The organism is Alistipes megaguti (assembly GCF_944320325.1).
Taxonomy (GTDB): Bacteria; Bacteroidota; Bacteroidia; order Bacteroidales; family Rikenellaceae; genus Alistipes; species Alistipes megaguti.
Map to the genome: position 1 here is coordinate 63644 of NZ_CALUHA010000008.1, position 15474 is coordinate 79117.

At 60.7% G+C, this 15474-nt stretch carries 10 protein-coding genes; 3 read left to right on the top strand and 7 right to left on the bottom strand.

Annotated features, from left to right (window positions below; genetic code table 11):
• Positions 1–23 precede the first annotated feature (23 nt).
• Entirely contained in the window at positions 24–4274 is a 4251-nt protein-coding gene (gene glgP / locus PUQ42_RS03710; RefSeq protein ID WP_273371096.1) for an alpha-glucan family phosphorylase, read from the bottom strand.
• Positions 4275–4421: 147 nt separating this feature from the next.
• The gene (gene hemW / locus PUQ42_RS03715; protein WP_273371098.1) at positions 4422–5534 is read right to left on the bottom strand and encodes a radical SAM family heme chaperone HemW; all 1113 of its coding nucleotides are present in this window, start codon (positions 5532–5534) and stop codon (positions 4422–4424) included.
• An 812-nt stretch (positions 5535–6346) separates the two neighbouring features.
• Between hemW and pckA the strand changes: the two genes are divergently transcribed.
• A complete protein-coding gene (pckA, locus tag PUQ42_RS03720; RefSeq protein WP_087311188.1) occupies positions 6347–7951 on the top strand; it encodes a phosphoenolpyruvate carboxykinase (ATP) in 1605 nt (534 codons plus the stop codon).
• A gap of 332 nt (positions 7952–8283) precedes the next feature.
• Here the strand turns inward: pckA and frr are convergent, their stop codons facing one another.
• Genes frr through pyrH form a run of 3 tightly spaced genes read right to left on the bottom strand, consistent with a single transcriptional unit; the run spans position 8284 to position 10177 of the window.
• Positions 8284–8841 (bottom strand): ribosome recycling factor, encoded by a 558-nt coding sequence (gene frr / locus PUQ42_RS03725; RefSeq protein WP_087311189.1) that lies wholly within the window; start codon positions 8839–8841, stop codon positions 8284–8286.
• An 18-nt stretch (positions 8842–8859) separates the two neighbouring features.
• Positions 8860–9465: a TlpA family protein disulfide reductase gene (locus PUQ42_RS03730; protein WP_273371131.1), complete on the bottom strand. Its 606-nt coding sequence runs from the start codon at positions 9463–9465 to the stop codon at positions 8860–8862.
• A 4-nt stretch (positions 9466–9469) separates the two neighbouring features.
• A complete protein-coding gene (gene pyrH, locus PUQ42_RS03735; protein ID WP_087404129.1) occupies positions 9470–10177 on the bottom strand; it encodes a UMP kinase in 708 nt (235 codons plus the stop codon).
• Positions 10178–10257: 80 nt separating this feature from the next.
• Between pyrH and dxs the strand changes: the two genes are divergently transcribed.
• Complete coding sequence (gene dxs / locus PUQ42_RS03740; protein WP_087311192.1) at positions 10258–12165, top strand: 1-deoxy-D-xylulose-5-phosphate synthase; 1908 nt, start codon at positions 10258–10260, stop codon at positions 12163–12165.
• 53 nt (positions 12166–12218) lie between these two features.
• Here dxs and PUQ42_RS03745 read toward each other — a convergent pair whose 3' ends face one another.
• On the bottom strand, positions 12219–12980 hold the full coding sequence (locus PUQ42_RS03745; protein ID WP_087311193.1) for a YaaA family protein: 762 nt from the start codon (positions 12978–12980) through the stop codon (positions 12219–12221).
• Between the two features lie 157 nt (positions 12981–13137).
• Positions 13138–13911 (bottom strand): radical SAM protein, encoded by a 774-nt coding sequence (locus PUQ42_RS03750; RefSeq protein ID WP_087311194.1) that lies wholly within the window; start codon positions 13909–13911, stop codon positions 13138–13140.
• Between the two features lie 49 nt (positions 13912–13960).
• On the opposite strand from PUQ42_RS03750, the gene PUQ42_RS03755 reads away from it, so the two are divergent.
• A complete protein-coding gene (locus PUQ42_RS03755; protein WP_122119861.1) occupies positions 13961–15127 on the top strand; it encodes a dicarboxylate/amino acid:cation symporter in 1167 nt (388 codons plus the stop codon).
• Positions 15128–15474: the final 347 nt, after the last annotated feature.

Genomic DNA, 15474 nt, shown 5'->3' on the forward strand with positions numbered 1-15474 from the left:
CAATAATCCGCCCCGTTTTGTTATCAGGCCCACTTCACGAGGGCAAAGTCCATACGGTGGGGGAGATTGGGGTTCGAGGGGTAGATACGCAGCGCCACGTCGAACGTGCCGGCCTCGTCGGGGGTGTAGTCCAGGGCATAGCTGACCTGACTGCCTTCGATTTTGGTGCGTTCGAGCTGGATCGTGCGGGTGACGTTGACCGACTGACCGCCGACGATCTGACGGGCGAGGACCATCTCGACGCCAATGTCTTCGGGGCGGAGGTTGGCGATGTCGACCGTCACCGAGAAGTGGTACTTTTCACCGACATAGACGGCCTCCTTGTCGATCTTCACGCGCTGTACGTCGACGGCATGCACCTTGTCCCAGGCGGCCGATACCTTGCGTTTCCAGGCGGCGATTTCGCGGGCCATGCGGTAGGAATCGGCGCTCATCAGGTGCTTGCGGGCGGCAAGTTTGTTGTAGAACCGCTCCTCGTAGTCGATCAGCATGCGGTTGGTGGTGAAGTTCGAGGCGATGTCGGCGACGCACTTCTTGATCGAGGCTACCCAATCGTGGGGGATGTTGTCCGTGCCGCGGCTGTAGTATTTCGGGGCGATCTGCTCCTCGATGGTGTTGTAGATCATCTCGGCGTCGAGTTCGTCCTGGAAGTGCTGGTCGGTGAAGGTGCGCTCCATCGGCAGGGCCCAACCGGCGCCCTCCTTGTAGCCTTCGACCCACCATCCGTCGAGTACCGAGAACTGCATGACGCCGTTCATGACGCACTTTTCGCCCGACGTACCCGAGGCCTCGAGCGGACGGGTCGGCGTATTGAGCCATACGTCCACGCCCTGAACCATGCGGCGGGCCAGCTCCATGTCATAGTTCTGCAGGAAGAGGATCTTGCCCACGAACTGCGGCATGGCGGCCACCTCGACGATGCGTTTGATCAGATCCTGACCCGGCTTGTCATTGGGGTGCGCCTTGCCGGCGAAGATGAACTGTACGGGGCGCTCCTTGTTGTTGACGATGGCCGAGAGGCGGTCGAGGTTCGTGAAGAGCAGGTAGGCGCGCTTGTAGGTGGCGAAGCGGCGGGCGAAACCGATGGTCAGCACGTCGGGACGGATCCCCTCGATGACCTGCAGCATCTGGCGCGGCGATTCGAGACGCACCTGCTTGGGATCGCTGTAACGCTTGCGGATATGCTTGATGAGCTTGTCCTTGAGCTTCATGCGCTCCTCCCAGAGTTCGGCGTCGGGGATGTTGTGCACCTTCTGCCAGGCGGGGATGTCATAGGTATGACCTTCGAATCCGTCGGCGAAGTAGCGGGCGTAGAGGCGGCGCAGCGACGTGGCGATCCAGGTCGGGAAGTGCACGCCGTTGGTGACGTATCCGATGTGGAGTTCGTTCTTGAAGTATCCGGGCCACATGTTGCCGAAAATCTCCTTCGAGACCTCGCCGTGGAGCCACGATACGCCGTTGACCTCCTGCGAGAGGTTGCAGGCCAGCACCGACATCGAGAACTTCTCGTTCGGATCGTTGGGGTTGGTCTTTCCGAGGTTGATGTACTGCTCCCAGGTGATGCCCAGCACGTCGGGATAGTGCGACATGTACTGGCGGATCATCGACTCGGGGAATGCGTCGTGTCCGGCCGGCACGGGGGTGTGGGTCGTGAAGAGCGACGACGAGCGGACGACCTCCAGCGCCTCCGAGAAGGAGAGTTTGCGGTGGTTGACCAGATCGCGGATGCGCTCGATGCCGATGAATGCGGCGTGACCCTCGTTGCAGTGGTAGACGTCGTGCTTGATGCCCAGTTTGCGCAGGGCGCGGATACCGCCGATACCGAGCAGGATCTCCTGTTTGAGGCGGTTCTCCCAGTCGCCTCCGTAGAGGTAGTGGGTCACCTGACGATCCTCCTCGAGGTTGTCCTCGATGTCGGCGTCGAGCAGGTAGAGGTCCGTACGTCCGACCTGGCATTTCCAGATGCGGGCCAGGAGCGTACGTCCCGGGAAGGCGATCGAGATGGTCATCCAGTTTCCGGCCTCGTCGCGCACGGGCGAGATCGGCAACTTGTAGAAGTTCTGGGCCTCATAGGTGGCCTCCTGGGCACCCTGGGCCGAGAGGCGCTGCGTGAAGTATCCGTAGCGGTAGAGCAGTCCGACGGCGGCCATCGGGACGTTGCGGTCCGAAGCCTCCTTGAGATAGTCTCCGGCCAGGATGCCCAGACCTCCCGAATAGATCTTCAGCGAGGAGTGCAGGCCGTACTCCATCGAGAAATAGGAGATCGAGGTGGCCTTCGGGTCGGGCTTCTCGTTCATGTAGTCGCGGAACTGGGTGTGCACGGCATCGAGCAAGGCGAGGAAGTTCGAATCCTTTTCGAGTTCGCGTATGCGCTCGACGCTGAGCTTGTCGAGAAGGGCGATGGGGTTCCGCTCGCATTCGGCCCAGAGCGTCGGATCGATGCTCTCGAACAGGTCGCGGGCGCCGGGGTTCCAGCACCACCAGAGGTTGCGCGAGAGCTCCTCGAGGGCATGCAGCCGCTTGGGCAGGGTCTTGTCGACCATCATGCGGCTCCAGTTGGGCTTCTCGACGAAGAGTTGCTGCCGCACGAAGTTGATCTGTTCGGTCTTGGCTCCGCCGTCATCGAGCATGGCGCGGTTGGTGCGGACGATCGAGCTCTCGACCGCCTCGGAATAGGCCTGTTCGTAGGCGGCGTAGAGGTGCTCCCAGAGGGCCGTCGTGGAGATTTCGTAGGCCGAGGTGCGGATCTCGTTGACGTGTTTTTCGTCGAGCTGCGAGAAGCGCAGCAGGGCGTCGGCGATGTTCTGCTCGACCTCCTTGTCGTTGTAGTCGTCGCGGCGGATGACCTCCACGCCGGCATGTTCACGCTGCTTGTCGACCCACATGCCGAACCCGGCGAGTGTCGTGGTGATCGTGGGCACGGAGAAGGCCACCGACTCCAGCGGGGTGTAGCCCCACGGTTCGTAGTAGGAGGGGAAGACCGTCAGGTCCATGCCGACGAGCAGTTCGTAGTAGTCCTTGTTGAAGATGCCGTCGTTGTGGTTGAGGTACGTGGGGACGAAGATCACCCTGACCTTCGAACCGGGTTTGGTCAGCGGGCTGTCCTTCAGGGCGTTGACGATCGGGTCCCAGGTCGGGTCCTCCAGATAGTGGGTCGAGTATTTGTACTGCGAGGCGTCGATGGGTTTCGACGGATCGGCCAGGTGGGCCTGCAGGTCGACGCGCGGGCCGCGGTTTCCGGCCGGCACGGTGATGTAGGCGAGGATTTCGCGCTGGAGCTTGTCCGACTCGGCGAGGATCTTCAGCGACTCGATGAAGACGTCGATGCCCTTGTTGCGGAATTCGTAGCGGCCGCTGGTTCCGACGATCAGCGGATCTTCGGCGAATTTTTCGCCCAGGCAGGCTTCGGCTACGTTGATCATGGCCTTGCGGGCCTCGTCGCGTTTGGCGTAGTACTCGTCGCCCGACCAGACGAAGTCGTTTTCGAAGCCGTTGGGGGTTACGCCGTCTGGTTCGCGGCCGAGCAGGTATTTGCATTCGTTGGCCGTGATGTCGCTCACGGTGAGGAAGGCGTCGTGATACGTGGCGGCCATCTTTTCGATCGAGTGTTTGGCCACGACGTTGAAGCGGCGGGCCAGCTCGTCGGCGTTGAGTTTCGTGAGCGAGTTGTAGAGCGGCAGTCGGTTTCCGGCGATGCAGCGGCCCATGACGGTGGCGTGGGTGGTGAATACCGTGGCCACGTAGGGCGAATGGTTGCGCAGGTAGAGTCCTCCGGCGGCGGTCTGCCACTCGTGGAAGTGGGCGGCGATGCGGTCGGTCGGAGCGCCGAAGCTCTTGACGTAGGAGGCGATCACCACACCGGCGGCCCAGCCGAAGAGGACGGGTTCGATGTAGTCCCACTGACCGGAGATCGAGTCGACGTGGTAGGATTCCCAGAGGCTCTTGAGGATTTCGTCCTTGCGGGGGATCAGCGACGAGAAGTCGACGAGCAGGACCGTGGGTTCGCCCTTGATTTTCCAGTGTCCGGCGCGGACGCGGATCCCCTCGTTGTAGAGGCCCTGGCGCCAGGCCTTGAGCAGGTTCTGATCCTCCTCGAATTCGGGGTTTACGCCTTCGTGCGAGAGATCGGGGCCGAGCAGGAGGTAGCGGTCGCCGAATTTTCGGGTGACGGTCTGTGCTTTGGTCGAGATTACGGTGTGGATTCCGCCCACCTTGTTGCATACCTCCCAACTTACCTCGAACAGGAAGTCGGGAGTGTGTTTAGCGTTGCTCATATTTGTGCTTGTTTGATTCGTGACGAACGGATTTGGATCCGGCCGCAAAGGTAATACTTATATTTAGATAAAACAATTGAAAAATCAATTACTAAAAATATTTAATAATAACTTAACATTTCTGTTTCATTTGGTTGCGAAGCTGGCTTACGTTTCGAAGAGCTCTTCGATGACGGCATCCGAAACGAGCATGCGTTCGGCCGGAATGGCCATTTGCGTCCCCTCGATGCGGAGGATTCCGGCCCGGATCCAGCCTTCGGCCTCATGGCGCATGCGGGCGGTGCGATCGGGGCCGAAAAGGACTTCGGCCTGTCCGAGGTCGATCCCCTCGGCCGTGCGCATCCGGGTCATCACATACTCGTTGAAACGGTCGCGGTCGGTGAGGATCTCCGCTTCGGGGGCTTCGCCGGCGAGGTAGCGGTCGACGGACGAGGCGTTCCAATGGCGTTCGCGGCCGTCGAAGGAGTGGGCCGCCGGACCGATTCCGAGGTATTTGACGCCGTGCCAGTAGGCCGAGTTGTGGCGGGCTCGAAACCCGGGACGGGCGAAATTCGAAACCTCGTAGTGCTCATAGCCGGCACTGGTGAGTCGCTCGTGAACCAGCGCATACTCCGTTTCGCTGACCGTTTCGTCCACCGGGGCGAACTCGCCGCGCTCCATCCGGCGGCCGAAGGCCGTACCGGGTTCGATCGTGAGGTGATAGGCCGAGATGTGTTCGACGCCGAGCTCCAGCGTGCGGTCGATCGAACGGCGGAGCGAATCGCCGCCGAAACCCGGCACGCCGAAAATCAGATCGACGGTGATATTTTCGAAACCGGCCTTGCGGGCATTCCGGACAGCCTCTTCGGCTTGAGCGGCGGTGTGACGGCGGTTCATCAACCGCAGGCAGGCGTCGTCGAACGACTGGATGCCGATCGACAGACGGTCGATGCCGGCCCGTCGCAGAGCTTCGAGGTATTCGGGAGTCAGGTCATCGGGGTTGGCTTCGAGGGTGGTCTCCTCGACCTGCGAGCAGTCGAAGAGCTCTGCGGCGTGGTCCAGGAGTCCTTTCAGCACGTCGGACGGGCAGAGCGAGGGGGTTCCGCCGCCGAAATAGCGGGTTCGGACGGCTTCCTGGCCGAGATAGTCGCGACGGGACTCCATTTCGCGGTGCATGGCTTCGATGAGCGGGCCCATGCGGCGGGTTCCGACCTCCTTGAAGAAGTCGCAGTAGGCGCATACGCGCTTGCAGAAGGGGATATGAAGGTAGAGTCCGGCCATAACAAACCAAAGATACGAAAATTCTCGGCATGGGAAACGTTTTTCGAAATGAAATTATTTTTCGGATAAAACCTCCGTTTTGAAATCGGAAAGGAAATCTTTCGAAAAAGGTGCGGCTGCCCGACGGTTCGGGCGTTCCGGTTGCTTGTGCTGTTCCTGTTGTCCCGACCGTTCCGGCAGCCGGGCAGTCGGTATCATTTCGCCGGTTTCGGCTGTTGGTGCCCTTTCCCGTCCTGCCTGCTTTCCCTGTCCTGTCCGTCCTGTACTTTCCGTTCCTCTCGTCCCCTGCTGTCCCTTTCCCGGTGCTTCGGCCGCCGGACCATTCCGCCTGTCTCGGCCGTTTGCCGGCCCTGCCCCCCCCCTGCTGCCCCTCTCCCGGTGCTTCGGCTGTCCGAATCCTCCTTGTCGTTTCGGATTCTCCCGGTTGTCCTGACCACTTCGGCTGTTTTGTTCCTCCCTTTATCTGGACGGTGGCTTTTCGGGATCACAACAGGGCTTGCCTCGTCCGTCCATGCCGCGCTCTTTCTGGACGGTGTCCTGCCATTCGCCGGTACTTCTGCCGGGCTCGGCCGTGCACTGTAAACCCCGTCCAGAAGCGCTCCTGCGGAGTCAGGACTTCCGACTCCCGGGGACCTGCGAACCGCCCGTCGCCGCCGTCGGGCGGGGATCGTAAAAAATTTTCGTAATTTATGCTGTTATTTTTTTCACAATTCTGGAAAAAGTTTTTACCTTTGTGCCGTCCGAAAAGGCAATTTTCAACGCTGCCCGGACGTTGGGTTAAGGATTTGGTGTTTAATCAAAATAAACAAGTTATGGACAAAATGGATCTGAAAAAGTACGGGATCACGGGCGTAACCGAGATCGTGTACAATCCCTCCTACGACGAACTGTTCCGTGAGGAGACCAAGAAAGGCCTGCGTGGGTATGAGAAGGGTCAGTTGACCGAGACGGGAGCCGTTAACGTAATGACGGGTGTCTATACGGGCCGTTCGCCCAAGGACAAGTTCTTCGTGATGGACGAAACCACGAAGGATACGATCTGGTGGACCTCCGACGAGTACAAGAACGATAACAAGCCCGTGACGAAGAAGGCTTGGAAAGAGCTGAAGAAGATCGCAGCCGAGGAGCTCTCGGGCAAGAAGCTCTACGTGGTTGATACGTTCTGCGGCGCCAACGAGAACTCGCGTCTGAAGATCCGTTTCATCATGGAGGTTGCCTGGCAGGCTCACTTCGTGAAGAACATGTTCATCCGTCCGACGGATGAGGAGCTGGAGAAGTACGGCGAGCCCGATTTCGTGGTACTGAACGCTTCGAAAGCCAAGGTAAAGAACTACAAGGAGCTGGGTCTGAACTCGGAGACGGCCGTAGTCTTCAACCTCACGGAGAAGATGCAGGTGATCATCAACACCTGGTACGGCGGTGAGATGAAGAAGGGTATGTTCTCCTACATGAACTACCTGCTGCCGCTGAAGGGCATGGCTTCGATGCACTGCTCGGCCAACACGAACGAGAAGGGCGAAACGGCCATCTTCTTCGGTCTGTCGGGAACGGGCAAGACCACGCTGTCGACCGATCCGAAGCGTCAGCTGATCGGTGACGACGAGCACGGATGGGACGACGACGGCGTCTTTAACTTCGAGGGCGGCTGCTACGCCAAGGTGATCAACCTCTCGAAGGAGAACGAGCCCGACATCTGGAACGCCATCCGCCGCAACGCCCTGCTGGAGAACGTAACCGTGGACAAGAAGGGCAAGATCGATTACGCCGACAAGTCGGTAACGGAGAACACCCGTGTATCGTACCCGATCTTCCACATCGAGAATATCGTTAAGCCGGTATCGAAGGCTCCGGCCGCCAAGAAGGTGATCTTCCTCTCGGCCGATGCATTCGGCGTGCTGCCCCCGGTATCGATCCTGACTCCGGAGCAGACGAAGTACTACTTCCTGTCGGGCTTCACCGCCAAGCTGGCCGGTACGGAGCGTGGTATCACCGAGCCGACGCCGACTTTCTCGGCTTGCTTCGGTGCCGCCTTCCTGTCGCTGCACCCGACGAAGTACGGCCAGGAGCTGGTCAAGAAGATGGAGAAGTCGGGCGCCAAGGCCTACCTCGTGAACACGGGTTGGAACGGCACCGGCAAGCGTATCTCGATCAAGGATACGCGTGGCATCATCGACGCCATCCTCGACGGCTCGATCGACAAGGCTCCTACGAAGATGATCCCTGTCTTCGACTTCAAGGTGCCCACCGAGCTGCCGGGTGTTGACTCGCACATCCTCGATCCGCGCGACACGTATGCCGATGCATCGCAGTGGGACGAGAAGGCCAAGGACCTCGCCGGCCGCTTCATCAAGAACTTCCAGAAGTTCACGGGCAACGAGGAGGGCAAGAACCTCGTGGCTGCCGGCCCGAAGTTGTAATGACTCTCCGTGCGGTGTCTGCCGCATGAGATAACCCCGACGGGGCGGATGGTTCTCCATCCGCCCCGTTTTTTTTGCGGCTGTTTGCCGGGTTTGCGGGATTCCCGGCGGGAAGCCGCAATGGCGGTCGAACAGGCTTCCGTCCTGCCCGCTTCCGTTCCGCCTGCATTCGGGCTGCCGGACAAAGGTCCGTATTACGGATTGTCCTCCGGGGTGCGGGAGTCGGGACGGGCGGCCTGTCTTGCGCCCGACGTCGTCCGACAAAACAAAAACACCCGGTTCACAAAGGAACCGGGAGTCATGGATTTCTGCAGGATCGGGAATCGGCCGGATCAGACGGTCATGATCTCCTTCTCCTTGCGGGCCAGTACCTCGTCGAGCTGTTTGGTGAACTTCTCGAGGAGTTTCTGCGACTGGCTTTCGCCGTCTTTCGACTCGTCTTCAGGCATACCCTCCTTCTGGGCTTTCTTGAAGGCTTCGACGGCCTCGCGGCGGGCATTGCGCAGGCTGATGCGGGCGGTTTCGGCCTCGCTGCGGATCTGCTTGACGAGCTCCTTGCGTCGATCCTCGGTCAGGGGTGGAATGGTCAGACGAATCGTTTCGCCGTTGTTCGAGGGGGTCAGACCGATGTTCGAATCGAGGATGGCCTTCTCGATGATGCGGAGCATCTTCTTGTCCCAGGGCTGGATGAGGATGGTCTTGGCATCGGGAACGGTGACGCTGGCGGCACCCGAAACGGGCACCTGCGAACCGAAATAGTCGACCATCACGCCGTTGAGGACGTTGGGCGACGCCTTGCCGGCGCGGACATTGAGGAGTTCCTCCTCGAGGTGGTCGATGGCCTTCTGCATGCGGGCCGAAGCATCGTTGAGAATCGTTTTGGTATCCATATGCGGTATTGATTTGAATTATTCTTCGGTTCGGTTCTGCTCGGCCTGGGCAAGGGTGGCCTCGATGGCACGGATCAACTCGTCGAACTCCTTCGGTTCGAAACCGATGGTGGCCGTCACGACCTTGCCTTCGGCATCGATCAGGAAGTTGCGGGGGATGTAGTTCGAAGCGTAGCGGTCATAGACCGAGCGGGTGGAGTCGAGTCCCATGGGGAAGTCGTATCCGGTTTTCTGGCGGAAGGCGGCCACGGCCTGACGGCTTTCGCCGCGCGAGACGGGCAGGAAGAGGAAATCACGGCCGGCGAAACGGTCGATGATATCGCTCTGCACGTGGGTGAGTTCCTCGCGGCAGGGCGGGCACCAGGTGGCCCAGAAGTTGAGCAGGACGACCTTTCCGCGCAGTTCGGAGAGGGTGACCGTCGAGCCGTCGAACATGCCGACAGAGAAGTCCGGGGCCTCCTCGCCGGCATGGACGAGGGTCGTGGCTTCGAGTTCGTCGGCGGGTTGCGGCTCCGGCTCCGCCCCGTTGGGCAGCAGCGCGATGACGGCCGCGATGACGGCGATCAGCGCCAGCATGATCCACAACTGGCGGCTGCTCTTGCGGTGGTGTTTGCGAATGGCCATGGTATCAGCGTTTTACGAGGGTTCCGATCGGTTCGCCGGCGAGGACCTTGCCCAGGTTGCCCGGCGTGTCCATGTTGAAGACGATGATTTCGAGACCATTTTCGCGGCAGAGGGTGAAGGCCGTGAGGTCCATGACCTTGAGCCGGCGGTCGAGGACCTCTTCGAAGGAGATCTCCTGGAATTTCGTGGCCGTGGGGTCCTTCTCGGGATCGGCCGTATATACGCCGTCAACACGGGTGCCCTTGAGCAGGACGTCGGCTTCGATCTCGATGCCGCGCAGAGCCGAGGCGGAGTCGGTGGTGAAGTAGGGGTTGGAGGTTCCGCCGCCGATGATCACCACGTAACCGGCTTCGAGATACTCGATGGCGCGGGCCTTGGAGAAGTATTCGCCGATGGGCTCCATGCGGATCGAGGTGAGGACCTTGCAGCGGACGCCGTTGTCCTCGAGCGCGGACTGCAGGGCCAGCGAGTTGATGATCGTGGCGAGCATGCCCATCTGGTCGCCCTTGACGCGGTCGAATCCCTTCCTGGCGCCGGTAAGGCCGCGGAAGATGTTGCCGCCGCCGATGACGATGCCGATCTGGACGCCGGTTGCGGCTGCGGCCTTGATCTGTTCGGCGTAGGACTGCAGCACCTCGGGTGAGAGTCCGTATTTCTGCGTTCCCTGGAGCGATTCGCCGCTCAATTTCAGGAGTATGCGCTGGTATTTCATGACGTGTGTGGTTTTACCGTTACGCGAAGATAGGAAAATTTTCGAAAATTTCCCCATTATTATGTATCTTTGTCTTCCCAATGTCGCGTGAAGATTATAAACTGCTGACCCGGGTCTCCTCGCCCCGGGATTTGAAGAAACTCTCGCCCGAAGAGCTGCGGCTCTATTGCGACGAGCTGCGTCACTATATCATTGAGGAGTGTTCGGTCAATCCGGGCCATCTGGCCTCGAGTCTCGGGGCCGTGGAGCTGGCTGCGGCACTGCATTATGTCTTCGACGCGCCGCAGGACAAGATCGTCTGGGATGTCGGTCATCAGACCTATGCCCACAAGATCATCACGGGGCGTCGCGAGGCGTTCCATACCAAACGTCAGCTGGGCGGCATCAGCGGTTTTCCGCGCATGTCCGAGAGCGAGTATGACGCCTTCGGGGGCGGTCACGCTTCGGTGTCGATTTCGGCGGCTTTCGGCATGGCCAAGGCGGCCGAGCTGCGCGGTGAAAAGCACCAGGTGGTAGCCGTCATCGGCGACGGTTCGATGACCGGCGGCCTGGCCTTCGAGGGGTTGAACAATGCCGGGGCCTCGAAGCGGACGAACCTGCTGGTGATTCTCAACGACAACAACATGGCCATCGATCAGGCCACCGGCGCGCTGAAGAACTACCTGCTGAAGATCTCGACCTCGGTTCACTACAACCGCTTCAAACAGCGGCTGTGGGGGATTCTTTCGCATACGCCGCGGCTGCTGCGCCTCTGCCAGATGGCGGGTAATGCCGTCAAGCAGGGGGTGCTGAACAAGAGCAACTTCTTCGAGAGTCTCAATTTCCGCTATTTCGGGCCGGTCGACGGCCACAACCTCAAGGAGCTGGTCCGCACGTTGCGGGCGCTGCGCGACATCGAGGGCCCGAAACTGCTGCACGTGCTGACAGTCAAGGGCAAGGGCTATCTGCCGGCCGAACACGACCAACCGGTGTGGCACGCTCCGGGCCGCTTCAACCCCGATACGGGAGAACGGATCAAGTTGTCGGGCGGTGCGACCCGCTACCAGGATGTCTTCGGCGAGACGCTGCTTGAACTGGCCCGGATGGATCCGCGGGTTGTGGGGGTGACCCCTGCCATGCCTACGGGCTGTTCGATGAACATCCTGATGCGCGAGATGCCTGACCGCTGCTTCGATGTGGGCATTGCCGAAGGACACGCCGTGACCTTCTCGGCCGGACTGGCCGCTGCGGGGATGATCCCCTTCTGCAACATCTACTCGACCTTCATGCAGCGGGCCTACGACAATGTGATCCACGACGTGGCGATCCAGGATCTTCCGGTGGTGATGTGTCTCGACCGCGGCGGACTGGTCGGCGAGGACGGTGTAACCCACCACGGAGTCTTTGATATGGAGGCCTTCCGGGCCATCCCGGGGCTGACGATTGCCGCTCCGATGAACGAACCCGAACTGCGCAATCTGATGTATACGGCGCTGTGTGCCGGTCATCCCTTCATGATCCGTTACCCGCGGGGGTGCGGGGAGGGGCTTCCGTGGCGCGGTGCAGCCTTCGAGAAACTGCCCGTGGGACGGGGTCGCCGGTTGCGCGAGGGAAGCGACGTGGCGCTGGTGACCATCGGTACGGCGGGCAATGCGGCGGCACGTGCCGCCGAACGGGCTTCGGCCGAAGGGGTTGAGGCGGCGCATTACGACCTGCGCTATGTCAAACCGCTGGACGAAGTGCTGCTCGATGAGGTGGGCCGCCGCTTCCGTCGGGTCATCACGGTCGAGGACGGCTGCCTGAGCGGCGGAGTGGGCGAGGCCGTGACGGTCTTCTTCACTTCGCGCGGTTACGACGTGCAGGTCACGCGGCTGGGGATCGGCGACCAGTGGGTCGAACACGGCACTCCCGCCCAGTTGCAGGCCCTTTGCGGCTACGACGAAGCGTCAATTCTCCGGGCGCTGCTGGCCGTGCGGCCGGCCAAAGAGGCCGCCGAAGCAGGACAGTGAGCCGCTGCCCCCCCCCTCCTCGAAAAAATGTCCGGGTTTTTGCCCGGACTTTTTTATTGCTGCAGGGTGAAAAACCAGTTGTCGCCGCGACTCTCCGCCGGATCGAACCGGAACCCCTCCCATTCAAACGACTTCAGCAGTTCGGGGTCCTCGATCCGGTTCTTTAACGCGAAGCGCGTCATCTCACCGCGGCACATCTTCGTATAGACGACAATGGTCCGGAGGCGGTCGCCCTCGCGGATGCGGAACTCCGGGGTGATGACCCGTACCTCGCGTGCGAGACGCCGCCAGTCGAAGAGCCGTTTCATCTCGCCGCTGGCTGCATTGAGCAGCACGCCGCCGTCGGCGCGGATCTTGTCGATGAATGCATCGGTGAGTCGCGACTGCCAGAAGGCGAAGCGCGTCTGCTCGTCGTCGCCCGGCAGGACAGCGTCGCCCTCGAGCCGGTAGGGGCGGATCCGATCCAGCGGGCGGAGCAACCCGTAGAGGAACGAGGTGATGTTCAGATGCTCCTGGGCGTATTCGAAATCCGCGGGGGTGAAGCTTGCCGGGTCGATCCGTTTGAAGACGATGCCGGTGTAGGCCGTCAGGGCCGGCAGCGACGGTGCGTCGTGGAAAGAGGCGTAGCGGCGGCGGTTTTCGGCCGCCAGCGTGCGGTTGATGTGCAGCAGACGGGCCAGATCATCGGCCGACAGCGATGCCAGAGCGGCCGCGGCTGTGTCGGCCTCGGCTCCGTATCGGGGTTTGGTGGTGCGGGGTACGGAGATCGGGCTCCGGTCCGTCATCGTCTTGGCGCAGGAGAGTAATAGTTGCATGGTTGCGGGTGTTTTTGGTGTGAAACTCCCGAGCCCTGGCGAGGGCCCGGGAGGTGTCTTCGATTCCGGTTGTGCGTGTTGAACCTCCGCCCGGCTGTCGGGGAGAGGATTGCGCGGGGAGCGTAGACCGCGTGTCGGCGGATGGCGCCGGCCTGGGTCAGGCGACGGAGCAGGGAATTCCCAGCGCTTCGACGCGGGCGGCAATCTGCTGCAGCTCCTCGTGTGAAACCTTTTCGAGGGTGGGACACGGCGTGTCGCGGTCGAGCGAATAGACCATCACCTGCCGGGGGCGGATCTCCTCGACGAGGCGCAGCCATGCTTCGACCTCCTCCTGCGTGGTGTTGTCGATCGGCGCACCGTTGCACTCGCCGCGCAGGAACATCGTCTGGAGAATCATCCGTCCCTCGAAGCGCTTCATTTCATCGACAATGCCCCGAACCGTATAATGCGGGTTTTGCGGGTTGTCGATGCGGCGCACCGTGGCATCGAAGGCCGAGTCGAGCTTCAGGATGTTGTTGTCCACACGCAGCAGCGCCCGCCGCACCTCCGGGCGGTGGATCTGCGTGGCGTTCGACAGCACGGAGACCTTCGCCGCGGGGCAGTAGCGGTCACGCAGCGCTATCGTATCGTCGATCACCCCCTCGAAATCGGGATGCAGGGTCGGTTCGCCGTTGCCGGCAAAGGTGATCACATCGGGTGGAGTCCCGGCTCCGGCCATCTGCCGCAGGGCGGTCTCGAGGTGTGTGCGCACCTCCTCCCGGGCGTTGAAACGACGCCCGCCGGGATGGTCGGCATTCCAGCCGCATTCGCAGTAGATGCAGTCGAACGAACAGAGCTTCGACTCGGTGGGCAACAGATTGACCCCGAGTGAGAGACCCAGCCGCCGCGAGTGTACCGGGCCGTAGATGATGTCGTGGTAAAGGGATGTCATGTGACAAAAGTAACTAATTTTTTCATACCTTTACAAAAATCATTCTTCGATGAAGCGAAAATTCGGACTGCTGCCGCGCGTTGTGCTGGCTATCGTGCTGGGTATTGTTGGCGGCCTCTTCCTGCCCGGATGGGTGGCTCGGGCGGCCCTGACCTTCAATGCCGTATTCGGACAGTTTCTGGAGTTCGTCATTCCGCTGCTCATCTTCGGGCTGGTGGCGCCGGGCATCGCCGACCTGGGGCGCAGTGCCGGGCGCCTGCTGGCGCTGACGGCCGCCCTGGCCTACGGCTTCACGCTGATCTCGGGGTTCGGCACCTACTTTGTCGGCCGGGCCGTGTTTCCGACGCTGCTTGCCGGTTCGGAGATGGTCCTCCCCGAAGAGGGTGAGGCCTTGACCCCTTACTTCACCCTTGCCATACCGCCCGTCATGGGGGTGATGTCGGCTCTGGTGCTGGCCTTCGTCCTCGGTCTGGGGATGGCCGCAACCGGGTCGGTGACGCTCAAGGGGGCGCTCGACGACTTCAAGCGCATCATCGAACGGGTTATTGCCCGGGTCATTCTGCCGTTGCTGCCTCTTTATATCTTCGGCATCTTCCTCTCGATCACCCGGTCGGGACAGGTCGCCGGCGTACTGGGGGTCTTCGTCAAACTGATCGTGGTGATCTTCGTGCTGACGGTTGCGCTGCTGCTGTTCCAGTTCTCGGTGGCGGGACTCGCGTCGCGGCGGAATCCGCTCCGGATGCTGCGTACGATGCTGCCGGCCTACGTTACGGCCCTCGGCACGCAATCCTCGGCGGCGACGATTCCCGTGACGCTGGAGCGGACGCTGCGCCTCGGGGTGCGTCCCGAACTGGCGTCGTTCGTCATTCCGCTCTGCGCGACGATCCACCTCTCGGGGTCGATGATGAAGATCACGGCCTGTGCGCTGGCCGTTTCGATGCTGGCTGGAGCGGAGCTTCCGACGGCGACCTTTGCGGGCTTCATCGTGCTGCTGGGGGTGACGATGGTGGCGGCTCCGGGGGTTCCGGGCGGGGCGATCATGGCGGCGCTGGGGCTGCTGGAGTCGATGCTGGGATTCGACGAGACGCTGTGCGGACTGATGATTGCCACCTATATCGCCATGGACAGTTTCGGCACGGCGACCAACGTGACGGGTGACGGAGCCGTGGCCGTGATTGTCGACGCCGTGGACCGCAAAAGAGACCGGAAGTCCTAAAAACGTATAAATCCGCACTTCTATAATCAACTAATTGATTGTCATATTATTACCTTCTTGAGCCCTATGTCCGGGTAACAACCAGGTAACAAAAATATCTAAATTCAAAGAATTTGTAAGGAATATAAGAACTCGATTTCTTGGATTTTACAGAACCCGGTTCATTGCGAATCGGGTTTTTTTATGTCGTGTTCCTAATCGAAATGAAAATTCGATGATATACATATAGTACAATGAAAAATAATGAAGCAATAATATGGTGCAGAATATATTAGGGACAGTCGTTTAATTCCGTCATTATGAGTCAATCGGCAGACTGTCCCGGTAATTTTTCCGATCGAACTCAT